Origin of the sequence: Metasolibacillus sp. FSL H7-0170 (assembly GCF_038593115.1) — a bacterium.
GTDB classification, from domain to species: domain Bacteria; phylum Bacillota; class Bacilli; order Bacillales_A; family Planococcaceae; genus Metasolibacillus; species Metasolibacillus fluoroglycofenilyticus.
Genome location: NZ_CP151964.1, coordinates 3,189,675 through 3,215,730, shown reverse-complemented (window position 1 = coordinate 3,215,730; position 26,056 = coordinate 3,189,675). Strand labels below are relative to the sequence as shown.

Genomic DNA, 26,056 nt, shown 5'->3' with positions numbered 1-26,056 from the left:
TTGTGCTAACCTGACTTGCGGTGGATGTCATAAATTTTGCAGAGAGGACTGCGTGATGCAGACCGGTTAAACATTGCTACAGGATGTGACGGTTTTATGTGAACTTCCACTAAACAGCTCGGAAAAATCTGGACTAGAGTTAATCAAGGCGTAATTGATTACTCATTGCTATGTCTAGACCAACTAGAGTTTTTATAATTTAATAAAACAAGCGTTAGTTTTCCACATAATAAATACAGAGAAGGAAGTGATACGATGCAACAAACTGCTGAACAGCTACAAGCGCTAGAATTAGAAATTATACAGACATTAGACATGCTAATCCATTTAGCAATAGAGGAAAAGCATGCTGAAATGAATATAGCCTTTGCTAAATTACTAGCAAAAGTACAGGAGGCTAGCTTGATAGATTATCAATTAAACATACTTGTCGAGCCACAAGCCTACGCGACTGAAACATGTCTCCTCCTACAAAGCTTGCAAGAAGCAAAATCAAAGCCGCACAAAAGGCGTAAGCTTCTAACACACCGCATGATCCTGAAAATATGGCTCCGTAAAAATCAACTTTTTAGAAAAGAGTTTTTGCCACAAATGTTCTAGGCTGACATCTTCATCCCCCTTTGCAACAAGTAACCGCAGGAGCTTTATGCCAAAAGTAAAGCGACAGGCACATAGGTTTTTTAGCGAATATTGAATTTGAAGGCTAAAATCGTCAGAAAAGGAGCTGCCCAAAATAACTTTTGGGACAGCTCCTAGTTTTTCAGCTCATATTGTTTATTTTTCCATTGCTGAAACCAGCTTATTATCTCTACATCAGGCTCTATCGCAAGCTGTTCTTTGAGCATTTTCTCTAACAATACATACTGCCCCTCAACCGCACTCTTATTCCCTATTGCATCATAGAGCTTCATCAATGTGAAATAATGCGATTCCTCCTCTATATTTAACTTTTGTAACCTCTTTTCAATTGCAATTGCACGTTCAAATTTTTGTTCTTTTATATAAAATTCACTCAACTCTAGTGCGTGTTGGAGCCACAATCGTTTTAAATGCTCCCGCTCACTTTCTGCCCAAATATAATCACAATCATTTAAAAAGTGCTCCTTATAAGCATTTACAGCCTCCTCATGCTTTTCATATGTAGCATTTGAAAGAGCTGGTAATGCTTTAAGCTGCTTTCTCCATTCATGAACATCGACAAGGACATTTCCTAATTGCAGCTGATAGCCTGAATCAAATAACGGGCTAGAGATTGAAATATCGTGCAAATTATATTTTTTTAATGTTTGGCGAATGGTAGAAATTGTTGTGTATAGGTGATTTACAGCCTTATTAACGTCCACACCTTCCCAAAACATTTCTAGTAATGCATCTCTCAAAATTGTTTTTTCATGATTAGATACCATATAAGCAAAAACTTCCTTTGCCTTCGCTGTGCGCCACTTCATTGCCTGCACTTGCCCGTCTGCTAGAACAACTTTAAGTCCACCAAAAAGTTGAAGTAAGGTGCTATTGTTTTTAGTTATTAGCTTATTGCTATAGATTGATTGCAATCTAGTCATCGTCTTATGCAATCGCTCTTTTCGTACAGGCTTTAGCATATAGTCAATCGCATGTACATTAAACGCATCAATTGCATAACGATCATATCCCGTAATAAAAACAACTTCCACATCCGGTTGAATTTCTTGAATTTTCTCGGCAAGCTCTAAGCCGTTTAAAACAGGCATTTCAATATCTGCAAAGATAATATCAGGCTTCAGTTCATTTATATTTTCCAAAACCTCTAATGGATTTGTAAATTCACCGACAATCTCAATCGGCTGTATTTCGCAATTGATTAATAGTTTCTTTAAACGTTGTATTGGTAAAATTTCATCATCTACAAGTATTACCCTCAAGGTACATCCTTCCTCCTTCCAATTATCACCTTTACAATATTGACCTTAATTCAAAAATTAAAGGAAACACCCTTGTGAAACAAATAAAAACTTCCTTGCAGCTCAAGAGTGATATAAGTCAGTTAATCATTGGCGCGTATAGTACCATTTTGAGCTAACTTCGAGTAATTAGCGCGAAAAGAGTTAGCCCAATCATAATCCATTTTAAAATGGCTTTTACACTTTAGTACATCATATTATACTCTTGGTAAAGTCTAATATTTGATGTAACATACTTATATATCGGATGTTTAATAAATATTTTATTCGTAAATAAAAGTATTTCAATAAAAAATGGAGCGATATTCTATGCTTACTAGAAATCGAAAATATAAACGAGTACTACAAATTACAATAATTTTTTCACTATTTATTGTATTACTTTTTTCTTTACGCTTTAGCTGGTTGCATTACTTTTCCTTTTCCAATGAAGCTGAGATTAACAAAGGCGTATTAGATTTCGAACAAATCCAAAACACTAGAGAGTTTAAAATGCATTTAGATGGTGATTGGGTTTTGTTCCCTAACATTTTACTTATTTCAAAAGATGCAATGCAATCTGGTACATCCCTTTATTCCCATTTACCAGAAACATGGGATCCGTACATTGAGCAAAAGCCAGGTCATGTGCCTTATGGTTCGTATTATTTAAAAATAATTAATGTGCCTGACTTGCCTATTATTTATAGCTTAACCATTCCAGCGAGCCTTTCACCTTACACTCTTTATGTGAACGAAAAATATACCGGTAGCCATGGAAAGCATACATTGAATCCTAAAAAACCATCTGAGGACCCTAGACCAGCTACTTATCATTTTCAATTGGAGCCCGGCGATAATGAAATTATTATTTCTGGCTTTCATATGAATCAGCATCTACCAGGTGGATTAACAACATCACTTATTTTTGGCGATTCGTATTCTATCGATCAAATAAAATGGTATTCAATTATTGCACAAATAATCGTTTGCGCATTTATTGTTTTTTATGCCCTATGTGCTATTTTACTATTAATTTTAGGAGTAAAGAGAAGTGCTGTCGGCTATTTTTTACTTTTAATTACTTCCTTGTTTATGACTATTATTCTTTCCAGCGATAAGCTTCTTCTTTCGTATGTAAAAATCGACTGGGTATCATCAGCGAAAATATTACAGTTTTCCTATGCCATGATGTTACTTTGGCTTATATTGTTTTTTAATGAATTAACAAAAAAATACATTAAAACTAAAATATTAAACATTTTTGCTTTCATTTGCTTTGTTTATTTATTGTTGATTGCAACAATGCCAATTGATTTTATTTACTATATGGAATTTATATTTTATATGCTTTTCGTTATCACAGCAATTTTGCTAACAGTTTTTATTTATAAAATTGCTTTACTTCAGCGCAAAGGCTATATAATGTTGCTTTTAATAGCTGCGGCACTCATTAATCATAGTGTATTTTTAATCCTGAATCATTTTGTAACGACATCTTATACTTATTATCCATTTGATTTACTAATTGTTGTAACAGCTTTCTTAGCCTTTTGGTTTATTAGCTATTTTTATAAATCATCTAAATCGGAGCAACTTGCTAGCAATCTCCAACAAGAGATGTATAGGAAGGATGATTTTCTTGCCAATACGTCCAATGAGCTGCGTACACCTTTACAGCATATGTTAAGTATCGCCCAATCTTTATTAGCCCAAAAAGAACAGCATGACCTAAGGCTATTAGTAACAATTGGTCAGCATATGTCCTTTATGTTGGATGGTTTACTAGATTTGATTCACCTGAAAGAACAAACAATTGAACTGGAAATTACCCCTGTTAATATTAACCAGATTGTAACGAGTGTTTGTGATATGTTCCAACTAGCCATTAAAGACAAGCCGCTAAAGCTGCTTATTGATTTACCAGCAGATTTACCGCCAGTGCTAGCAGACGAAAATCGCCTTATTCAAGTATTCATTAATTTAATTCATAACGCGATTAAATTTACTGATGAAGGCTCTATTACAATTCATGCCAAGGTGTTAGGCAATCAGCTTTATATTTCTGTTATAGATACTGGGATTGGAATTGAGAAGAGCAAGCAATCTCTAATTTTTGAACCCTACGAGCAAGTTGACGCGAATATCACCTCACAGGCTCATATTGGCTTAGGGCTCGGTCTAAGCATTAGTAAAGAAATTATTGAATTGCATGGTGGCTCTCTTGATGTGACATCAATATTTGGGATTGGCTCTACCTTTACATTTTCTCTACCAATCGCAAAAGGGTTAAAACTTGGACAAAGTGAGTCTTCACTTGAACAAAGCAATAATTTATCAAAATATATCTTTTTACAAAATGATTTAACTGAAATTGTGCAGGAGCTCGCCGTTTCAGCTAGTGAGCATGTAGCAACAGCTAACCCAGCCCATATTTTGCTTGTCGATGCAGACCCTTTGAGCTTACAAGTATTATTAAAAGCTTTAACAACTGAGTTTTACCAAATCGAAACAGCAATGAACGGGATAGATGCACTTGCTAAAATTAAAAAACATAGCTTTGACTTAGTAATTTCAGATACGGTATTGCCACAAATGTCAGGCTATGAATTGGCAAAGCAAATTCGTCAAAGTTTCTCTATTTCAGAGCTACCTATTTTATTTTTAACGGCGCGCCAGCAAAGTGAAGATATTCGACTTGCCTTTTTAAACGGCGCAAATGACTATGTGAAAAAACCAATTGAATATGTTGAGTTGAAATCTCGCGTCGATGCGCTTATTCAAGTAAAACAATCTAGTGAGGAGCGATTACGCTTCGAGGCTGCATGGTTACAGGCACAAATTCAGCCACATTTTTTCTTCAACACACTTAACGCAATTATTTCATTGCATAATGTCGACAATGAAAAAATGGAGGAGCTATTACTCGCCTTCAACGACTATTTACAAATGAGCTTTAATTTCGAAAATGTTGACTTACTCGTGCCTATTGACTATGAATTAAGACTTGTGCGCTCTTACATGGCAATTGAACAAATTCGTTTTGATAATCGAATTGCAATCGTATGGGATATTCCAGATAATATTGCATTTTCTGTCCCGCCTTTAGCGCTGCAAACACTTGTCGAAAACGCGGTGCGCCATGGTCTATTAAGCCGTCCAGAAGGTGGTACAGTTACACTGCGAATTATAGAACATGCCGAACATTATCTAGTCGAAATTATCGACGATGGCGTTGGCTTTGAGAAAAAGTTAATTGACCCAAAAGAAAGTGTTGGACTTACTAATACGGAGCAACGCTTAAAGCAATTATTTGGCGTAACGCTCACCATTGATAGTGTTGTCGGAAAAGGGACAACAATTTCCTTCCCGATTCCGAAAGACAATCATTAAACTTATTTTCAATTGGACTGCAAAGATTTTCAAATACTTCAATAGAATGCAGCTAGCCGTCACTTCTATTTACCGACAACCGTTTGCACCTTTACCCCGCAGTAACGGGCAGTAAAAGACTTAAGTGAAAATCAGCTTTAGAATAAGTCCGAGGTCCACTGCCCGTAAATGCCCGATTGGTTCAACTAACAATCAGTGAGGAAAAGCATCCACTGATTGAAGTTTCACTTTACCCCGCATTAACGGGCAGTAAAAGACTTAAGTGAAAATCAGTTTCAGAATAGGTCCGAGGTCCACTGCCCGTAAATGCCCGATTGGTTCAACTAACAATCAGTGAGGAAAAGCATCCACTGATTGAAGTTTCACTTTACCCCGCATTAACGAGCAGTAAAAAACTTAAGTGAAAATCAGTTTCAGAATAGGTCCGAGGTCCACTGCCCGTAAATGCCCGATTGGTTCAACTAACAATCAGTGGGGAAAAGCATCCACTGATTGAAGTTTCACTATATTGAAGTATTTATTTAAAGCAAGCTTGAATACTCAAAACAAGCCTGCTTTACCCTTATATTCGATTTTGTAACTTCTTTTTTCGTCTATTTTGCCATTGCTGATACCAGCTCGTTACTTCCTTGCTTGGCTCTATTGCTAATTGCTCCTCTAATACTTGCTTTAATAATGTATATTGCTCTTCGACTGCCTCAGCGTTATTTAATATGTCATATAGCTTCATTAACGTGAAGTACTGTAACTCCTCATCTACATCAAGTAATTGCAGTTTTTTTTCAACGGCAATTGCTCGTTCATACATTTGCTCCTGTATATAGAATTCACTGAGCTGTGAGGCATGCTGACGCCACATTTTCTTCAAGCGCTCTCGCTCACTTTCAGCCCAAATATAATCACAATCCATTAAAAAATGATTTTTATACGCATTAAATACACGCTCGTGCTCCTCGTATGTATCCTTTGTCAAATTCGGAAGTGCCTTCAACTGCTTTATCCATTCATCTACATCGACAAGTACACTACCAAGCTGTAATTGATAACCTGAATCAAGCAATAAACTGGATATTTGCACATCTAAACCGTATTGCTTTAATGTTTTTCTAATAGTATAAATCGTTGTATAGAGCTGCTTTATCGATTTCTCTATATCTACTTCAGACCAAAATAATTCGAGTAACATATCCCTTGATATAGATTTTTCATGTCGAGATAATATATAAGAAAAGATTTCCTTTGCCTTTGCTGTACGCCACTTCATTGATTGCTCTTGACCGTCCGAGGTTACAACCTTAAGCCCTCCAAAAAGTTGAAGAGAAGTACTATTGCTCTTCTGCATCTGCTTATCACTAAGGATTGTTTGGAGTCTCGCCAGCGTTCTATGCACTCGCTCCTTCTGTACAGGCTTCAACATATAATCAATTGCATGAATATTAAATGCATCTATCGCATAACGATCAAATCCAGTAATAAATACAATTTCAACAGACGGCTGTATTTCTTGAATTTTTTCAGCAAGCTCCAATCCGTTTAAAACAGGCATTTCAATATCTGAAAATATGACATCAGGCTGCAAGCTTTTAATATTTTCATATGCTTCGATTGGATCATTGTATTCTCCAACGATATCAATTTTCAGTAACTCATTTTCCAATAATGATTTTTTCAACAGAGATATTGGTAATTTCTCGTCATCTATTAATACTACTCTCAACAAGTGTACCCCTTTCCTGTTTTTTACTAATATGTTAAATAAATTGGCACCTCTTTATAATTCTACTAACTTATTACAATAATAACTATTGGTTAAGCTCTCTATTTAGTGTAACATATTTTTATATCGTACTAATTCGTCAACATTTAATTGGAAATTAAAAGAAAATATGGAGTTCTATTAATTATGATAAAAAAACAGGATTATTATTACAAATTAAAAATCATTGCTATTACTTTGCTATTTTTTTTACTGCTTTTTTTTATGCGCTTAAGTTGGGTCAACTATTTTTCATTCGCAGACGAAGTCGAAATTCAACAAGGGGTTATGGATTTTGAGCAAATTAATAACAGCAAAAGCTTCAAAGTGTATCTTGATGGAGAGTGGGAGTTTTTCCCTGATACTATACTTGTTACGAAAAAAAATAAAAATTCCACTCCTCTATACTCAAATTTACCCGAAACATGGGATACGTACATAAAACGCAAGCCTGCTACGACTCCTCATGGCTCATACTATTTAAAAATTACCAACGCACCAGATTCAGACACACTTTACGGTCTAACAATACCTGCTACCCTATCCTCCTATACACTTTCTGTTAATAATACACAAGTTGGTGGATACGGTAACTTGGTTAATTTAAGAAAAACTGGCACGGATACTAGACCTGTTACTTATTATTTTTCACTACAACCTGAAGATAATGAAATTATTATTGCTGGCTTTCACACAAATGAGCATACATCTGGCGGTTTAACAAAATCACTTGTTTTTGGTGATTTGCATTCTATCGAAAATTTAAAGTGGTATTCTGCTGTTACACAAATTATTGTTTGTGCCATTTTTCTGTTTTATCTACTTTATACGATTTTACTTTTTATTATTGGTATACGAGAAACTGTGTTGCTCTATTTTTCATTACTTGTTCTATCAACATTTGTTACGATTGTTGTATCTAGCAATAAGTTACTTTTATGGTATGTACCGCTCGATTGGATTTCGTCGACGAAGCTGTTTTTCTTTTCATATATTATGACGATGCTTTGGTTTATTTTATTTTTAAATGAGTTAATAAAAAACTTTATGAATACAAAACTACTGAATATAGTTATCGCCTTCTGCTTTATTTACTTATTATTTATTGCGGTTGCACCTATTGACTATATTTTCTATACAGAAATAATTTTTTATTTATTATTTTTCATTTCACCTATCATTCTAGCAATGATTATTTATAAAGTAGCGATATCTAGGCAGAGAGGCACAATCATACTGCTTTTAACAGCTACAGCGATTATTAATAACTCATTATTTATTATTATTAATCGATCATTAACAACACCATATAGTCATTATCCTTTTGATTTGCTCATTGCGATTACAGCTTTATCTGGTTTTTGGTTTATGCGTTATTTCCATATATCTGTTCAATCAAAGCAGCTTTCCATTAAGCTTCAACAAGAGATGTATCGCAAGGATGATTTTCTCGCTAATACATCTCATGAGCTACGTACACCGCTCCAGCATATGCTAAGTATTGCGCAATCGCTGTTAGCAAAAAAAGAGCAGCATGATTTAAGACTGTTAGTGACAATCGGTCATCATATGTCGTTTATGCTGGACGGCCTACTAGATTTGATTCATCTAAAAGAACGAACGCTTAATTTGCAAATTAAGCCAATTAACATACAACATATTGCGGCAAGCGTTTGCGATATGTTCCAGCTTACAATTAAAGGGAAACCGATAAAGCTCATTATTGACTTACCGCCAGATTTACCACCAGTGCTGGCTGATGAAAATCGACTTATTCAAGTGTTTATTAACTTAATTCATAATGCCATTAAATTTACCGAACAAGGCACTATAACAATTCATGCCAAAGCGATAGGCAATCAGCTATCTATTTCTATTACAGACACAGGGATTGGAATTGAAAAGAGCAAGCAAGCACTTATATTTGAACCGTATGAGCAAGCTGACGCAAATGTTAAATCCTCTCGCCATATAGGATTGGGGCTCGGATTAAGCATTTGCAAAGAAATTATAGACTTACATGATGGCTCTCTTACTGTGACTTCTGTAATTAATGAAGGTTCTTCCTTTACATTTTCTTTACCAATTGCAAAGGGCTTAACAGTAAGTCGGGTTGAGGCTACTACTAGCAGTACATTATCGAAGTATATTTTTTTACAGGATGATTTAACCGTTGTGGAGCAGGAACTGGCTTCCACAGAGGATAAAGCTGCTCCCCCAGTTAGCTTGGCAAATATTTTAATTGTGGATGCAGACCCTTTAAGCTTACAAGTATTATTGAAAGTGTTATCAACAGCTTCCTATAAAATTGATACAGCCTTAAATGGTACAGAAGCCCTTGAAAAAATTTGTGAACATAGCTATGATTTAGTGATTTCAGATATTATGTTGCCACATATGTCAGGCTATGAATTAGCCAAACAAATTCGCGAGCAATTTTCAATTTCAGAATTACCTATTTTATTCTTAACCGCGCGTCAACAAAGTGAAGATATTCGACTTGCTTTCTTAAATGGTGCAAATGACTATGTGAAAAAACCAATTGAATATATTGAGCTCAAATCACGTGTCGATGCACTTATTCAAGTAAAGCAGTCAAGTGAGGAGCGATTGCGCTTTGAGGCTGCATGGCTACAAGCACAAATTCAGCCGCACTTCTTCTTCAACACATTAAATGCAATTATTTCCTTGCACGGTGTGGATAATAACAAGATGGAGAAGCTATTACTTGCATTCGGTAATTATTTACAAATGAGCTTCGACTTTCAAAATGTAGATTTAGTTGTCCCAATTGAGTATGAGTTAAAGCTTGTACGCTCTTATTTAGAAATTGAACAAATTCGCTTTGGGGATAGGATTCAAATTATATGGGATATACCTAAAGGCTTAATATTAAATGTGCCACCACTCTCTATTCAAACATTAGTAGAAAACGCAATCCGTCACGGCATTTCACCACAGCGGGAAGGCGGTACGATTACGATCCGTATTACGGAATCTGTCGAGGAATATAAAGTAAAGGTTATTGATAACGGAGCTGGCTTTAATACATCTGGTCCTCGCAAGCAAGGCGGTGTTGGTCTCATTAATACCGAACAGCGCATAAAACAAATTTTCGGCACAGAGCTAGTTATAGAAAGTATAGTTGGAGTTGGAACAACAGTTACATTTATCATCCCCAAATCCCACACCTCTTTAATTAAATAAATGCTAAAATAAAGTGTCGGGCAAGAGACTGTCCAAAAAGCCGTGCATAGCCGGCATTTTGGACAGTAGCGATGATGTTTCGCAAAATGTTGATTCATATAAACAGAAAATGCCTCTTTTAAAAATGGGATGAACATTGGCTTTAGCAGCGTTATCCTCCAGTAAAAGGGAAGCGATGAAAACATTGATTTCAATGGAGTGTCAAAACAAAATGGACTTTTCGGGCAACTCCCTAACCCGATACTTTTTTATAGAAAAATTTTAGTTCCTCCATAATCCAAACTTTCTTTCATTCAAAATACAATCATTTTTAATTTCTCCTCACAATATACACGAAGCTGTCCAAGAAGGATTCGCATTGAAAGTGGGATTTTTTCTTCTTCTCTTTCACTTACGGGAAACACCGCTCAATCCTTTGTTTTACTCATTTTCAAAGAAAGCCCTCTCGCAGTCCTTTTTCTAAAGCACCATCGGCAGCATCCAAAATGTTAACTATACACGGCATTTGAGACGCCTCCTTTGAGGTCTGTTTAATATTTTGAATGCTTCTTAGCACCCTATATCTCAAGGGATATTGCCCCTTGCCGTTAAGGGCTTAAAAAACTAAGATGAAGAATGAGGTGATTTCATTGCAATATGCAATTTTTGGAGATTTACATTCACATAAAAAGCATACAGAGCTTGTCTTACAGCATATACAGGAGGTTGCGCCAGATGCTGCGTTGCTCGCTCTAGGCGATTTATATGAGTGCATAATAGGCAAGCGCAAGGCATTAACAGCTCGCAGTATTCCTTTAAAGGAAGCGGCAATTATTAAAAAGGAGTTTGAGAGGTTACTAACCTTTCCTTCTGTTATTGGCAATCAAGAAGAGCGTATCGCGCTTGTAACAGGCTCACAGTCTTTTTTACAATATGAGGAAAAGCTTTATATAGAGAATGCTATGCTTATTCATGGGCATCAATTTGAGTGGAATGAGCAATTTGAGCCGACCTTCCCACAATTTAATACCCCATTAGTCTTTTTTGGTCATAGCCATCGAGCAGCTATTTATATTGATGGTACACGCACAGCAGTTCCCTATCATCAACCCCTCTTTGTCGGGGACAGGCATTATGTAATTAATGTGGGAGCTGTTGTTGAAACACTGGATTGGTGCTTGTATGATAGCGAAGCAATGACTGTTACATTTATGCGGGTAACGTAATTGATTAGAAAGTGGAAGAAGCAGGTGGGGCTGTCCAAAAAGCCGTGCATAGCCAGCATTTTGGATAATAGCGATGATGTTTCACAAAATGTTGATTCATATAAAGTGAACCTTCAATCAGTGGGGGCTTTGCCCCCCACTGATTGGTGATAGAGGTACACAAGCTAGGATCTTCGCATCCTGCGAAAACGCTTGTGTGACCAACATCGTGTTGGCCTCATTCTTAGTTTTTACAGGCTGTTTGATCCCCCACTTAAACATCTTGTTTTTATCTGCTGTTTTGAAGTGGGGGTATTACAGCCTGCTCCTGCGGTTACTCGTCGCAAACAAAATTTGTTAATACGCGATAAACAGAAAACGCCTCTTTTAAAAATGTGATAAACATTGGTTTTAGCAGTGTTATCCTTCAGTAAAAGGGAAGCGATGAAAACATTTATTTCAATGCGGTGTCAAAAAAATGAACTTTTCGGACAACTCCTTTTGCTGATGTTTCATCAAAGAATTATATAGATAAAATAGAACTTCGCAGCTTTCTTTTAATTTTAAAAGAAAATAAGGGGAAAGCCGTTTTTTAACTGTGTCAAGAAAAAATTCCACTTTGAGACAGCCCACTTCCTCTTTTCCGCTATTAACCGGGTATTCGGTGATTTACTTTATATATTTTTTCTTTTCATTAATGAATATAGCCTGTAGTTCCTGTAATTTCTCAATTACAATATTGGATACTACTGTTAGCTCGTCTAAATAATTTTCTGCTAATTTTCTGTCGCCCTGATGATAGGCTCTGATTGCTTTTTTGGCAATATCATGTACTTCAATATGGGGTTGCTCTAACTCTTTATATGCTCGTTCATTTGCTAATAATTCCTTGCCAATACCGTAATACCATATACCTAATCGTGATTCTTTTGGTGATTTAATATCGCTTTCAGTCATTTGCTCGAAGCCAAGCATTAAATTATAAATGCGCCAGCGCCATAAAAGATGGTCGGTAATATTGAGTGCGATAATATCCTCTTGGCTGAGAATAAAGTTTTTCGCAATTGTCGTCGAACGATATTCCTCAATCATTTTGCTAAGCTTATAAATCGCTGCCCCCGTATCGAAAGTAATGTCCTTGCTGTGAACTGTGCTGTCTCGAAGATTATGATTGCGCGTCGAAATATCTGAAGCGACTGTTGCTTGATGCTGCGTAGCTGTCGCAATCTCAGTAAAATGAGCTCCCTGCTCCTGTAAGCTTTGATTTAATGCTGACAAGGTTTGTGAAATACGAAGCACATCGGATACACCTTCATGTAAATCCTGTGCAGATTGCTTTGTAAGTAGTTCAATATTATTCGTAATATGTAAAAGCTCTTGAATATCAGTGTTAATTGCTTCTACAGATTGTTTAGTATCGTCCGCTAGCTTTCTGATTTCATCCGCTACTACAGCAAAGCCTTTGCCCGCCTCTCCTGCACGTGCTGCCTCAATTGACGCATTTAATGCTAGTAAATTTGTTTGGTCAGCAATGCCTTTAATTAATGTGATTAATTGTGTAACCCGTGTCACACGCTCCATTAACTGCCCAACATCTTGCTGCACCTGCTGTTGTCCTCTGTCCGTTTGTTGCAGCATAGCAGTAATGTCCTCTAACGCAGTTATATCCTCACCTAATTTGCCTAGCGAATGCTGGGTGCTTTGTGATATTTCCTCAATAGAGGCGGATACTTCCTCAATACTTGCGTCTAGCTCGCCCATTAAGTCACTTGTCGAAATAATGTCCTGCTGCTGCGTGCCTTGAAAATCTACTAACTCCTTAATTTGCTCAAGCTCTGTGTTGTATTGAATAATTTCTCCTAAACCATTTACTACCGAGCTACCCTGTATTTCAATATATGTTTCGACAATAATTTGTTGGTCAATTGTTACTAAACTATCGTAGGCTAAAATAATATCTAGCATTTGCACAGGATTATTCCGATATTCTTTCACAATAAGTGGAATGATTAATTGATTAATTAATGTGTAGGCTGAAATCATCCAGTTTGGCAATACGCCTATCCGTGCATGTGTATAAGCAATTTGCCTACGTTTAAAAACATAATCAATATTTAGTTCATCTTCAAACAAGCTTTTAAAATGTTGGTCAAAAACTTTCTTTAAACGCTCTATAGAAGTATGCTGATGGATAATTTGATTGAACTCTTCAATATCCAACAAACGACTATAAAAATTATCTAATATATACTGGTGATGCTGATGATAAATATCAGCTATCCTTTTTACGGATTCTCGTCGAATTTGAGAAACAGCTAGAAAATCTAGCTTTTCCTGAAAACGTTCGTTTGTTTTAATATCTGAATATTGCTGCTGGTGAAAGTAATCGTACTGTTCAATGCCTTTTTTTCTACCAAACATAGCTTATTCATTTCCCTTCTGCCAGATATTTTTCCTCTAGACGAAACTTAAACAATTTGCTAATGGACAATCAACCGAATTTTTGACGATAACCGCATTTCTTACATAATTCCTCTACTGCCTCACGGCGAGAAAAACCCTCTACGATGCGATTCGCCCGCTCACTATCGACAATATCGCTAAACGATGTTTCATGGATATTTCCTAAATCAATAACGCCCTCTCCGTCTAGACAACAAGGAACTACTGTCCCATCTACTAAAATAGCAGCATGGCTACGAAGTGCATGGCAAAAGCCTTTGCCGTCATCCTCTGGTGCTAGAAGGCTTGGCCACCTAAATTCATGGTCTTGGTTTAAATAAATATTGCGTGCAATTTTTATACCCTTCCCCGGCTCCACACGCTCCTCAATCAAATAGTCTAAATGATATTCGCGTTCAAGCATTTCTAACGTTTCTCGGTTTCTTCTTGCCACAATATCGGGAACCTCATTTTTCTGTAAATTCCATAATCGATAGGAGATGATGACATTATGCTGTTGAACCTCACGTACAAAATGTAAAATATCACCTAAATATTTTTCTCGATTTTCAGAACCTTCATGACCGTCAAAACTGTGGAGGGAAAAATTAATTTGGCGCAAAGCAGGCTTCCCTAATAGCTTGTGGAAATTTTTTTTAATGAGTGTGCCATTCGTTGTAATGTTAACTTTAAAGCCTTTTTCATGTGCGGCATCAAGCAACTGATCAATGCGTGGGTGAAGTAATGGCTCTCCCTTTACATGTAAATAGATATATTTTGTATGTGGCCTAATTTCATCTAATATTTTATTAAATTGCTCTAATTTAATTAAGCCTTTTGCTCTTGCAGTTGGTGGGCAAAAGCTACAGGCTAAATTGCAAACGCTTGTTATTTCGATATACACTTTTTTAAATGTTTTCATATATAAATCACCATTTCAAAATTATTCGCCTACTCTATCTTATCAAATTTTTATTTCTTTGCATGTGAAATGCTTCACTGGCAAACGCAACTTTCCTGTATATTTCCTCTCTTTCGTAGCCATATTTAAGAAGAGGAGGAATGTATCTTGACTATGACTGAAAATACACTAGCAATTTATGCTTTAGGCGGTATGAATGAAATTGGCAAAAACATGTATGTAATTGAATGTGAGGAAGATATTTTTATTATTGATTGCGGCGCTAAATTTGCGAATAATAATTTGTTAGGCGTGGATTTAATCGTTCCAGATATCACTTATTTACAGCAGCAGCATGCCCGTATTCGTGCACTGATTGTAACTCATGGGCACGAGGATCATATTGGTGGAATTCCATATGTTTTACAAAGATTGAATGTGCCTATTTATGCAAGTCGTTTTACACTTGGCTTAATTGAATTGAAATTGAAGGAGCATAAGCTTTTACGGGACACACAGTTAATCGAAATTGATGAAAATGCAAGCCTGCAATTTTCATCAGCAACAATTAGCTTTTTTAACATAAACCATAGTATACCCGATTGCTTAGGCGTTGTTTTTCAGACAGCACAAGGAAATATTGTGCATACGGGAGATTTTAAATTTGATTTCACGCCCGTCAACGATAAAGCGTCTGATATTCATAAAATGGCGGCTATTGGAGAACAAGGAGTACTGGCGCTTATTTCTGAAAGCACCAATGCAGAGCGCCCTGGTATGACACCATCCGAGCAGCTTGTAGGTGAAAATCTAAAAGATGCTTTCACGAAGGCGACAAATAAAATTTTCGTGACGACCTTTGCCTCCAACGTCAATCGGATACAGCAAATCGTTGAAGCAACGATTGACACAAATCGCAGGCTTGTCTTACTCGGGCGCAGTATGGTAAATGTCGTATCTGTCGCCATTGAGCGAGGTTATTTACGCATTCCACATCGCTTATTAGTCGATGTACGCGAGGCCCAGCACCTTGCTCCAGAGCAAATTGTCGTTTTATGTACTGGGAGTCAGGGCGAGCCACTTGCTGCACTTGCCCGTTTAGCTAATGGGCGACAGCGCGACTTGCAAGTGCACCAAAACGATACAGTTATTTTTGCAACTTCACCTATACCGGGAAATGAAAAAAATGTTTCTAAAATTATCGACGATTTATTTTATCTCGGTGCAAATGTTATTTACGGCTCAGCTAGCACAACAGGCATGCACGTTTCTGGACACGGCTATCAAGAAGATTTAAAGCTCATGCTGACACTTATGAAGCCTAAATATTTAATTCCGATACACGGGGAATATCGCATGCTTTACAAACACCGACAGTTAGCGCAATCGGTTGGTGTAGAGGCTGAAAACATTTTCATTTTGAAAAACGGAGAGGTTGTCGATTTTATACACTCCACCGCGCAGCAAACACGCCTTGTTCACGCTGGAGAAACATATGTGGATGGAGTAGGCACTGGAGAGGTTGAAAATATCGTCCTGCGCGATCGTCAGCAGCTAGCTGAAGATGGCATGCTCGTTATCGTCTTAACTCTTGATCAAGAAAACGGACAACCACTAGCTGCCCCTGACACGATTTCACGAGGCTTTGTTTATGCAAAAAATGCAGAGGGCCTACTGTTGGAAATAAACGACCTCGTCCTCGCATCTATTCAGCCATTTAAAGATATAAATATTAGAGGTATGCAGCACGCCATCAAAAAATCAGTTGGTCAATACCTTTTCACTGTAACACGTAAAAAACCAATGATTTTGCCAATTATTATTGCCGTTTGAAAAAGGGCGTGCAAAAAATCGTGCAGTTGCCAGCTTTTTGCACGCTGTTGGTAGTGTTTCTTGAAAGAATTCACTCGGATAAAATAGCAAGTGGATTCTTTGAAAATAGGAGAATCACTCGATTTAGCAGATTTCCCTTCGAATGAAAGTGAATAAATGAAAATTGAAAAGACGGGGTTGCCTTTTTGGACAGCCCCTCTCTAAATGAAAGCGAAGAAACGGAAATCTCCCTTTCACTATAAAAATAATTTTGTTTCTGCGGTATTGTCACTATTGTTGTCGTAGTAAACATCGGCTCCTGCGATTACTCGTCGCAGTAAATATTGTTGAAAGAAGTTAAATCATCTTTAGTAGCGCTTCCTCTCCCGTCATTCCGGGTACAATCCCCTGTTTTTCTGCTTCATATGTGACGGATTCGAGGGGCGCCTTTAACAATTGATCAATTGTTTTTACCCCGACCGCGCGTCCAGCAATAATTTTACGTTCGGCTAAACGCTCATTTAATAACGTAATATCAAGCGCACCACACATTATATAGCCCTGATCATTCGACACGGTTAATAAAGTTGTGTTTGGCAAATAAACCGTGACTGCTGTAAAAGAATGTCCCTTAATATGCAAAGCTTCAATTGCGACGATATGCACCTCTCCTCTCTTGTTGTATACATATGGCAACAAGTGAAAAGATGTGCCTACGAAATTGTGTGTAAATTGTGTGAGTGCCTGGCACTATTTTCTACATGAGAACATCACAATCTCACCATCAACATACGTTTCTAAATGCACTGGGCGCCCCCATAATTTATAAATATAACGTAGCACTTCCTCTAAATATTGCTGGTCTAGCTCCATCCCTTCATAACAATGCTTTAAATAGAGCTCGCCACCTCGTTTAAAATCTCCATCCACCACAACAATATATGGGAAGCCACCGTTGACACGCATCGATACTAATTGATTGCTTATAGATTCATATTCTTTATCGGTAATGCGATATTCGTTGCCCTCTTTCGCAAATACGTATAAATCCTCTCGCTCCACAAGCTCCTTTGTTAAATAATTGCGCAGAAAGGATGTGTCTGAGTCGATTTCTCGCACTTCAAATATTTTCTCCCGTCCTGAGTTCGGCTTAATACCGCGCTTTTGCATCTCCTTTGTCGGTTTATTATAGCGCTCCTCAATATCCTCAAAAATTTTCAGACCGAGGTAGTATGGATTAATCGATGTTTTTGATGGCTGTACGACGCCCGCATTCAATTTTGCATAATCTAGCGTTTCCGCCGTTGTTAAATCTAGCTCTCTTAATATACGTTGATGCCAATAGGTTGCCCAGCCCTCATTCATAATTTTCGTTTCAAGCTGTGGCCAAAAATAAAGCATTTCCTCCCGCATCATCGTCAATATATCACGCTGCCAATCCTCAAGCTCTCGACTATGCTGTTCAATAAAAATAAGCAAATCCTTTTCTGGCTCTGGTGGGAATGCTTTCTTTTTTTGTGGCGACTCGGGCTTTTGACGTGGCTCGTCGATATGCCATAAATCATCGTATGGCGTATAGCGAATATTTGGGGCTTCCTGTTTTTCTTCCTCTACGATTTGCGGACGGATAATAGCTGGGTCAATATGCTCTTGAATCGCTAGCACTGCATCTAAAAACTGTTCCACCTCATCTTTACCGTACAACAGCTCATACTTAGCAATGCGCTCTGCTGTTGCGGTCATACTTTCCACCATGTCGCGGCGCGTGTTGGAAAAACGCACATTATTTTTGAAAAAATCGCAATGCGCTAGCACATGTGCAATAATTAATTTATTTTGCGTTAATGTATTCGTATCAAGGAGAAATGCATAGCAAGGATTTGAATTAATAACAAGTTCGTAAATTTGACTTAAGCCTAAATCATATTGTAGCTTCATGCGATGAAATTGCTTGCCAAAGCTCCAATGCGTAAAACGTGTAGGCATACCGTAAGCACCAAATGTATAAATAATATCTGCAGGGCAAATTTCATAGCGCATCGGGAAAAAATCTAAGCCAAAACCAGTTGCCACCTCAGTAATTTCGTCAATCGCTTTTTGCAGCGCCTTTTCCATTACTGCACTCCTTCTTTTTTAAAAATGCTTTTTAGCGCATCGTAAACCTCTGATTTTCGCTTAATAATATAATGGCGAAACTTCGGATGCTCAATTTTACTATAAGCGGACATTAGTGCAGATGTTCTACTATAGGCATTCACCTCGCCATAACCAAACATGCTAGAAATTCCCATTAATTGCTCTATTAATTGTAGACAGCGCTCGTTATCTGATGATAGATTTTCTCCATCTGAAAAATGAACCGGATAAATATTGTAGCGTGATGGTGGGTATTTTTCATTTATTAATTGCAATGCTTTAGCATAGGCTGAGGAGCAAATCGTGCCGCCGCTTTCACCTTTCGTGAAAAACTCCTCTTCCGTTACAACTTTCGCCTCTGTATGGTGGGCGATAAATTCAATATCAACAGCACTATATTTCGTACGTAAAAAACGCGTCATCCAAAAGAAAAAATTTCGTGCACAAGTCTTTTCAAAAATCCCCATCGAACCACTTGTATCCATCATTGCTAATACAACTGCACGCGATTCTGGTTTCACAACCTCATCCCATGTTTTAAAGCGTAAATCATCTTGGTGAATAGGGTTAATTGCCGGCTTTCCTTTCATCGCATTACGTTTAATTGCCGTTAAAATAGTCCGCTTTTTATCGATATTGCCCATTAGACCCTTTTTACGAATATCGTTAAACTCAATTTTATTTGTCGCTATATTTGCTACTTCTTTCTGTTGTAAATTAGGCAAGGCTAGCTGTTGAAATAATATTTCCTCCACATCCTCCAGCCGCACCTCTGCCTCGTAATAGTCTTTTCCCGCTTCCTTGCCTGCCTCTTTTCCTTGTCCTTGCTGTGCTTTACCATCCCGCGCAACGACATCGCCAACTTGGCTCTCCCCCTGTCCTTGCCCAACATGCTTTGATTTATCTGTATTGTAACGAATTTTATATTCATCTAAAGAACGAATTGGAATTTTAATCACCTCTCGCCCCTTAGACAAAATAATGCTTTCCTCACTAATTAACTCTGGTAAATTATTTTTAATTGCCTCGTCAATTTTCTGTCGATGGCGTTCTTGGTCCTGATATCCTTTACGATGGAGGGACCAATTTTCTTTTGAGATAATGAACTGATGTTGCTGCTTGTCACTCATTTTATCCACACCCATCTGCAAATTCGCTTTTTTGAAACCTCTTACTGATTGAAGTTTCACTTTATACTATGCACCCTTGACCAAATTTTGAACTTTATTCTTGAAATAAATCAGTTATGATTAAAATCAACTACGCTCCAGCTAGCTCTTGTCCAAACTCTTTTCGAGCAAATGGGGAGAAGGCTAACCTAACGCCGCCACAATAATTGACCTACGCCGTGCAGACCAATCTGTGATATTCGCCAGAAGTCTAGCCAACACGATGTTGATTACTCAGCCGTTATTTTAGTTTGTAATGACCTTAGACTGGGTTCCTATTTTTCAACAAATGTTTGAACACCTGCTGAAAAATAGCCTAATAGATGCATTTTAACTGCCATCTATGAAGATGGCAATTTCTGCATTCGATACTTCGCTGTCGATACAAAAAGAGTTTGCTCCTGCGGTTACTCGTTCCAGAAAACAGTGTTGAAAGACGTTAATCGCTGTATAATAGAAATAGAGAAAACTAGAAAGAAGGTATTGCAAATGTGGGAGCAATGTATGATTGAAACAGTGCGTGGCACTTTTGAGGTGTTTAAAAAAGGGCATGGACAACCAGTATGTGTTACACATCTATATAGTGAATATGATGTACGAGGTAATATATTTGCAGATTTGTTCACGGAGCATGCGACAGTCTATTTAGTTAATTTAAGAGGCTGTGGCAATTCTACAGATGACCTTTCTAAGTTTAACTATAGCATGGGACATACAGTTGATGATTTAGAAGCAATTCGTCTGGCGCTTAGATTGGAGAAATGGATATTTGCTGGGCACTCAACTGGGGGAATGCTGGCATTAAAATACGCCACGATGTATCCAAATAGTCTTGTACATATTGTTGCTGGAGGGTTATGTGCTTCTTCTGAATATATGCGACATCCTAGCAGTATCTATTGCCCAACTAACTCTAATAATCCGCGCATTAAGGAAATTATTGCGATGCTTAGAAATCCACAATCGACACTTGAAGAAAGACGTGCTGGTAACAAAGAATGGGCTTTAATGTCCCTCTATCATGAAAAGCATTATGACACGATGTTAAGCCGTCCTAATAGTGGAAAAACCGTATCAAAACGGCTTGATTACTTTTCATATGAAGAGCTACCTACATATGACCTGCGACCTGAATTGCCGGATACTGTTACGAAAGCCTATATTTACTGCGGTTTGCACGATGCACAATGCCCGTATGAATTTTCTGCAGAGGCAGCCGAACTTATGCCGAATGCTACACTGCAAACCTTTAGACAGAGTAATCACTCGCCTTTCATCGAAGAAGAAAAAGAATTCCATCAATTTATAGCAACGACTTTTAAGTAAAAAGAGCAGTATGGGAAAATCGCTTCCCACACTGCTCTTTTTGGTTTCTATTCCATGTTTTTAAGGTTTTATTCCACGTTTCCGAGCCTTTATTCCACGTTTTTTTAGATTTATTCCACGTTCTTAAAATTTGGATTAAGTCGGCAACTGCACAACCTTTTGGGCGCTCCCTTTCCTTAACGATTCAATAAACTGCCTACGTAGCGCAGTAGCTCGTTGGCTGAGGTTGTGTTGTAGCCGTGCTCATCGACGAGCGTTGCGACAACCTCGTTGATTTTTTTCAATTGTGCCTCGTCTGGTGTTTGTGAGGAGGTTGTAATTTTTACGACGTCCTTCAAATCAGCGAATAACTTTTTCTGAATCGCTTCACGTAGGCGGTCATGCGAATAATAATCGAAGCGCTTGCCCTTTCTTGCAAAGGCGGATAAGCGAATTAAAATTTCCTCGCGAAATGCCTTTTTCGCGTTTTCAGATACACCGATTTGCTCCTCAATTGAGCGCATTAGCTTTTCATCTGGATTCATTTCTTCACCTGTTAATGGGTCTCGCAGCTTGTTTTTATTGCAAAATGCCTCGACATTATCAAGATAGTTGTTCAATAATGTTTTAGCAGATTCCTCGTAGGAATAAACAAAGGCTTTTTGCACTTCCTTTTTCGCGATTTCATCATACTCTCGACGAGCGACCGCAATATAATTCATATATTTTTTACGGTCCTCCTCTGAAATAGAGGCATGCTGGTCTAAGCCGTCCTTCAAGGCACGTAGCACATCTAATGCATTGATTGATGGTACTTCCTTACGAATAATAGCGGAGGAAATCCGATTAATTACATAGCGTGGGTCAATGCCTTGCATTCCTTCATTTGGATATTCCTTTTTCAATTCCTCGATATCGACCTCGTTATAACCTTCGATGCTCTCCCCGTTATAAAGACGCATCTTTTTAACAACATCGACACCTTGTTTTTTCGGCACTTCTAATCTCGTTAAAACAGAAAAAATCGCAGCAACTTTGAGCGCATGTGGTGCGATATGTACATGTGCCATATCGCTGTCATGAATCATTTTTTCATAAATACGCTCCTCTTGGCTCACCTTTAAATTATAAGGAATCGGCATAACGATAATACGTGAATGTAAAGCCTCATTCTTTTTATTGGCGATAAATGTGCGGTATTCGGTTTCATTTGTGTGGGCAACAATCAATTCATCCGCGCTAATTAAAGCAAAGCGTCCTGCTTTAAAATTGCCCTCCTGCGTTAATGATAATAAATGCCATAAAAACTTTTCATCGAGCTTAAGCATCTCCTGAAACTCCATCATACCTCGATTTGCTTTATTCAGCTCCCCATCGAAGCGATAAGCACGCGGGTCAGACTCCGAGCCATATTCGGCAATCGTCGAAAAATCGATGCTCCCCGTTAAATCGGCAATATCCTGCGATTTTGGATCAGATGGGGTAAATGTACCTATTCCTACTCTGCGATCCTCCGAAAAGAAAATACGCTCCACTCGCACTTCCTCAATGCGTCCGCCATATTCCTGCTCAAGGCGCATCGTATTTAATGGTGACAAGCTTCCTTCAATCCGAATCCCGTACTCCTCATAAAAAGCATCTCGCAAATGATGGGGAATTAAATGTAATGGGTCCTCATGCATTGGACAGCCTTTAATGGCATAAACCGCTCCGCTCTCTGTACGTGTAAAGCGCTCCAAGCCTCGTTTTAGCATCGTCACAATCGTGGATTTCCCGCCACTCACAGGCCCCATCAACAATAAAATTCGCTTGCGCACATCGAGTCGTTTTGCAGCAGGGTGGAAATATTCCTCTACCAATCGTTCAAGAGCCGTCTCTAATCCAAATATTTCGTGGCCAAAAAAATGATACATCTTTTGTCCATCCTGCTCCTCGACACCTGCAGTTTTTAACATATTATAAACACGTGAATGAGCAGTTTGTGCAACTTCTGGTCGCTCTTTAATAATTTCCAAATAATCCGCAAAGCTACCTTCCCACTTCAGGCGATTTTCTTCTTCCCTGTAATTTTTAATTTTATTTAAAATGCTAATCGCTTTTCCTCCATTCAAGCCTTTATTTTACATCGTATGAACGTGGCCGGTTGTTGATTACCAATTATTCTATATAGATAGCTCCGCGCGATTACGTCCAGCTTTTTTAGCGCTATATAATGCAGCATCCGCATCCTGAAATAATTGATGCAAATCATCCTTTGTGCAAAGGGGATTCACAGCAATCCCAATACTAACGGTCACATATGGCAAAATTGGTGAAGCCTTATGTTGAATACGCTGTCGCTCAACCACTTTGCATATTTTATTCGCAAAATGTAGCGCCGTTTTACGTTCCATATCAAACATTAAATAAATGAATTCCTCTCCGCCAAAGCGTCCTACGAAATAACCTTCCCCCGCAAGCTCCTTCAAAATCGCGGCAACTTCCCGCAATACCTTATCCCCCTCTAAATGGCCATAATAGTCATTAAAATGCTTGAAGGCATCGATATCCAATAACATCGCTGTTACATGGCGTGGCCCAGTGCCCATTGTAGCCTCTACATAATCATATAAGCCACGGCGATTGGGCATCTCTGTTAGCTCGTCATGTGTAGCTAATAATTGCAAATCACCATTCATCCCTGCCAATTGATTATTTGCTTGTAATAATAGTTGCTCCTGCTCAAACAGCTTATAATAGCCTTGATAAATGAAATAAGAGCCTACCGCACTAATAACAATAAATAATACAATATTAATCATATGCGCAAATACAACTGCTTTATCAAGCTGTGTAATAGCTAAGCCACCTAGCAAGTAGAGCGTAGGAATGCTTTGGAGAAAAATAAAATATTTTAGACGTACATGGTACATAATTGCGACACCAAATAAATTAATTAAATAGGCAGTTACTTGCCCGTAAGAATTTTGGTCTAACAAAGTAATTGTGGCTCCCCACATCAGTGTAAAGCAATAATAACCCCACATAGTGTATTTGATTAACCGATAATGATGTAGTTTTTTATCTATTGTATTTAACAACAAAAGAAATAAAATAGAGCATACAAGCAAAAGCAAATAAAAAAACAAATAAATATTCCAAGTAACTTTACTTTGCACAACGTTTATTACAATTAATAGCGACTCAAATATAATGGCTATCCAAGCAAAATATTTAGCACGATACATATTTTGCATTGTAAATTTTTTATTAATTTGTTGTATGGCGATTTCCATTACACTCCTCCCCCTATACAGAAATTATCAGGTTAACTTTAGTTTTGATTCAGCGGATTTCCTTTTTAAAAACTCTGGTCAACATGAGGTCGGTCACTCAATCGATGCATTCGAAGATTGAGTTTCTCTTTTTCAGCGAGTGTCGGGATGCCCGCTGAAAGAAATTAAATATTCAATTTACCTGTTTTCGCATCGTATACAGTAATATTTTATGTATATCGCCCATCCAATTAAATTTCTCTGTTAATTCTTGCTGTTCTTTTTGTAGTCGTAGCCAATATAGATTTTCTGTTAGCATATATTGCTCTAATTGCGGCAATGCTGTAAGTATAGTTTGTACTTGCTCAGAAATAGCTTGCCATCTCACTAAGTGAGTGATAATCTCCTGCTGCGTTTCAATTGTAGGAAGCTCTATAATTTGCTGCTCAAACTCTTCAAATTCCAATGATTGTGCCTGTAAATAATAAAATAAATATTCACTTAAAATAATTGATTCGTTTGGGATAATAGCCATAATATTTTCTCCAATGTAGAGCTCCTGCTGGCAAATATGATATGCGCCTTGCACTGGATATATTAAAATTGCTCCTGCCGGCACTTTCGTTAAATACATATCCTGTTTCGCATCAGGCTGAATTTTCGGTAAGTGTTGCATACTTGCCAGCAGTCCCCAATTTTTACTATTTATTAACGATATGCCCTCATTATTGAAAAAACATGTAGGTGGTATAGCTGTTCCTGCTACAACCTTTACAATATCCCCCAATTTATATTGTTGCATTGAAATACTCCTCCTATTTATATAATTAATATATCCTACTTCATTTGTACCATTATAATATAACTTTTACTTAATGTACTATTTTAAAGGTATCTCCATTTAAAATGTTTTTCACTAGCTTTTAACTTAGAGGTGAAATGATATGTCAGATTTTTTAAAGCTAGTGGGAGAACAGCTTCGTGCAATTCGAATTGCAAAGGGATTGAGTCAAGAGGAAGTAGCAGAAAGAACAGGTAAAATTGGCTTTAGTAAAGGACGTATTTCCAATATCGAAAATGGGCAATCAAATATTACATTAAGCACGCTAGAAAGCTTAATGCATGCATTAGATATTGCACCAGATGAACTTTTTAATTTTCAAACTTTAGCAAATGTTGCAGATATCGAAGAGAAAAATTTAATGTTGAGCATCCATCATTCACTTCTTAGAGACCGTAACTTAGACGAAGTAAAATATGTCGTTCGCATTACTAAGGATTTTTTAGATACGATGGATGCCCAAATAAAAAAGAAGGGTGTGTCAGACAAGCCATTTTGAGGCACTCCCTTTACGGCTGGTAATCGCAGAAGTAATAATTTTTAGCAAATATTTAAAGGCTGCCCGAAAAAAACTTTCGGACAGCCCTTTCTTCTTACCTCCAGTCAATAGTTTTTAAGAAAATAATTAAAGTTTTGAAAAGACTTTTTTGTGAGGGTGGGGGTACCCCCACCCTCACAAAAAAATTGCGCATGCCAAAGAGACCTCACGAATTTTCTTTTTTTCGAAAGGTCATTGT

At 37.6% G+C, this 26,056-nt stretch carries 17 protein-coding genes; 7 read left to right on the top strand and 10 right to left on the bottom strand.

The features are described from left to right. Positions 1 to 255: 255 nt before the first annotated feature. On the top strand, positions 256 to 600 hold the full coding sequence (locus tag MHH70_RS14995) for a hypothetical protein (protein WP_342471863.1): 345 nt from the start codon (positions 256 to 258) through the stop codon (positions 598 to 600). A gap of 152 nt (positions 601 to 752) precedes the next feature. On the opposite strand, the gene MHH70_RS14990 is transcribed toward MHH70_RS14995, so the two are convergent. Beyond that, complete coding sequence (locus MHH70_RS14990; protein WP_342471862.1) at positions 753 to 1,901, bottom strand: response regulator; 1,149 nt, start codon at positions 1,899 to 1,901, stop codon at positions 753 to 755. Between the two features lie 348 nt (positions 1,902 to 2,249). Here MHH70_RS14990 and MHH70_RS14985 point away from each other — a divergent pair, with 348 nt between their 5' ends. Continuing rightward, positions 2,250 to 5,312 (top strand): ATP-binding protein, encoded by a 3,063-nt coding sequence (locus tag MHH70_RS14985; RefSeq protein WP_342471861.1) that lies wholly within the window; start codon positions 2,250 to 2,252, stop codon positions 5,310 to 5,312. 562 nt (positions 5,313 to 5,874) lie between these two features. Here MHH70_RS14985 and MHH70_RS14980 read toward each other — a convergent pair. Then, positions 5,875 to 7,029, bottom strand: a complete 1,155-nt coding sequence (locus MHH70_RS14980; RefSeq protein WP_342471860.1) for a response regulator — start codon at positions 7,027 to 7,029, stop codon at positions 5,875 to 5,877. A 186-nt stretch (positions 7,030 to 7,215) separates the two neighbouring features. On the opposite strand from MHH70_RS14980, the gene MHH70_RS14975 reads away from it, so the two are divergent. Both MHH70_RS14975 and MHH70_RS14970 read left to right on the top strand, forming a co-directional pair. Next, positions 7,216 to 10,275: an ATP-binding protein gene (locus MHH70_RS14975; protein WP_342471859.1), complete on the top strand. Its 3,060-nt coding sequence runs from the start codon at positions 7,216 to 7,218 to the stop codon at positions 10,273 to 10,275. A gap of 629 nt (positions 10,276 to 10,904) precedes the next feature. After that, positions 10,905 to 11,480: a metallophosphoesterase family protein gene (locus MHH70_RS14970; RefSeq protein WP_342471858.1), complete on the top strand. Its 576-nt coding sequence runs from the start codon at positions 10,905 to 10,907 to the stop codon at positions 11,478 to 11,480. Positions 11,481 to 12,128: 648 nt separating this feature from the next. Here MHH70_RS14970 and MHH70_RS14965 read toward each other — a convergent pair. After that, positions 12,129 to 13,880, bottom strand: a complete 1,752-nt coding sequence (locus MHH70_RS14965) for a methyl-accepting chemotaxis protein (RefSeq protein WP_342471857.1) — start codon at positions 13,878 to 13,880, stop codon at positions 12,129 to 12,131. Positions 13,881 to 13,950: 70 nt separating this feature from the next. Further along, a complete protein-coding gene (locus tag MHH70_RS14960) occupies positions 13,951 to 14,823 on the bottom strand; it encodes a radical SAM/SPASM domain-containing protein (protein WP_107943616.1) in 873 nt (290 codons plus the stop codon). 153 nt (positions 14,824 to 14,976) lie between these two features. On the opposite strand from MHH70_RS14960, the gene MHH70_RS14955 reads away from it, so the two are divergent. Continuing rightward, positions 14,977 to 16,635 carry a ribonuclease J gene (locus MHH70_RS14955; protein WP_342473218.1) on the top strand — a complete coding sequence of 553 codons (1,659 nt, stop codon included), beginning with the start codon at positions 14,977 to 14,979 and terminating at the stop codon, positions 16,633 to 16,635. 336 nt (positions 16,636 to 16,971) lie between these two features. On the opposite strand, the gene MHH70_RS14950 is transcribed toward MHH70_RS14955, so the two are convergent. From MHH70_RS14950 to yhbH, 3 genes are all read right to left on the bottom strand, one after another. Further along, positions 16,972 to 17,274 (bottom strand): DUF1805 domain-containing protein, encoded by a 303-nt coding sequence (locus tag MHH70_RS14950; protein ID WP_066164960.1) that lies wholly within the window; start codon positions 17,272 to 17,274, stop codon positions 16,972 to 16,974. 90 nt (positions 17,275 to 17,364) lie between these two features. Further along, positions 17,365 to 18,729, bottom strand: coding sequence for a SpoVR family protein (locus MHH70_RS14945; RefSeq protein WP_342471856.1), 1,365 nt, complete (start codon positions 18,727 to 18,729; stop codon positions 17,365 to 17,367). Further along, positions 18,729 to 19,880: a sporulation protein YhbH gene (gene yhbH / locus MHH70_RS14940; RefSeq protein WP_342473217.1), complete on the bottom strand. Its 1,152-nt coding sequence runs from the start codon at positions 19,878 to 19,880 to the stop codon at positions 18,729 to 18,731. Before yhbH ends, MHH70_RS14945 begins: the two co-directional genes overlap by 1 nt. A gap of 528 nt (positions 19,881 to 20,408) precedes the next feature. On the opposite strand from yhbH, the gene MHH70_RS14935 reads away from it, so the two are divergent. Beyond that, positions 20,409 to 21,245, top strand: a complete 837-nt coding sequence (locus tag MHH70_RS14935) for an alpha/beta hydrolase (protein WP_342471855.1) — start codon at positions 20,409 to 20,411, stop codon at positions 21,243 to 21,245. Positions 21,246 to 21,421: 176 nt separating this feature from the next. Here the strand turns inward: MHH70_RS14935 and MHH70_RS14930 are convergent, their stop codons facing one another. The 3 genes from MHH70_RS14930 to MHH70_RS14920 all read right to left on the bottom strand — a co-directional run bounded on the left by MHH70_RS14930 (position 21,422) and on the right by MHH70_RS14920 (position 25,280). Beyond that, the gene (locus MHH70_RS14930) at positions 21,422 to 23,317 is read right to left on the bottom strand and encodes a PrkA family serine protein kinase (protein ID WP_342473216.1); all 1,896 of its coding nucleotides are present in this window, start codon (positions 23,315 to 23,317) and stop codon (positions 21,422 to 21,424) included. A 69-nt stretch (positions 23,318 to 23,386) separates the two neighbouring features. Next, positions 23,387 to 24,499, bottom strand: coding sequence for a GGDEF domain-containing protein (locus MHH70_RS14925; RefSeq protein WP_342471854.1), 1,113 nt, complete (start codon positions 24,497 to 24,499; stop codon positions 23,387 to 23,389). 172 nt (positions 24,500 to 24,671) lie between these two features. Further along, entirely contained in the window at positions 24,672 to 25,280 is a 609-nt protein-coding gene (locus MHH70_RS14920; RefSeq protein WP_066164681.1) for a restriction endonuclease subunit S, read from the bottom strand. Positions 25,281 to 25,422: 142 nt separating this feature from the next. On the opposite strand from MHH70_RS14920, the gene MHH70_RS14915 reads away from it, so the two are divergent. Further along, positions 25,423 to 25,818, top strand: coding sequence for a helix-turn-helix transcriptional regulator (locus MHH70_RS14915; RefSeq protein WP_066164679.1), 396 nt, complete (start codon positions 25,423 to 25,425; stop codon positions 25,816 to 25,818). Positions 25,819 to 26,056: the final 238 nt, after the last annotated feature.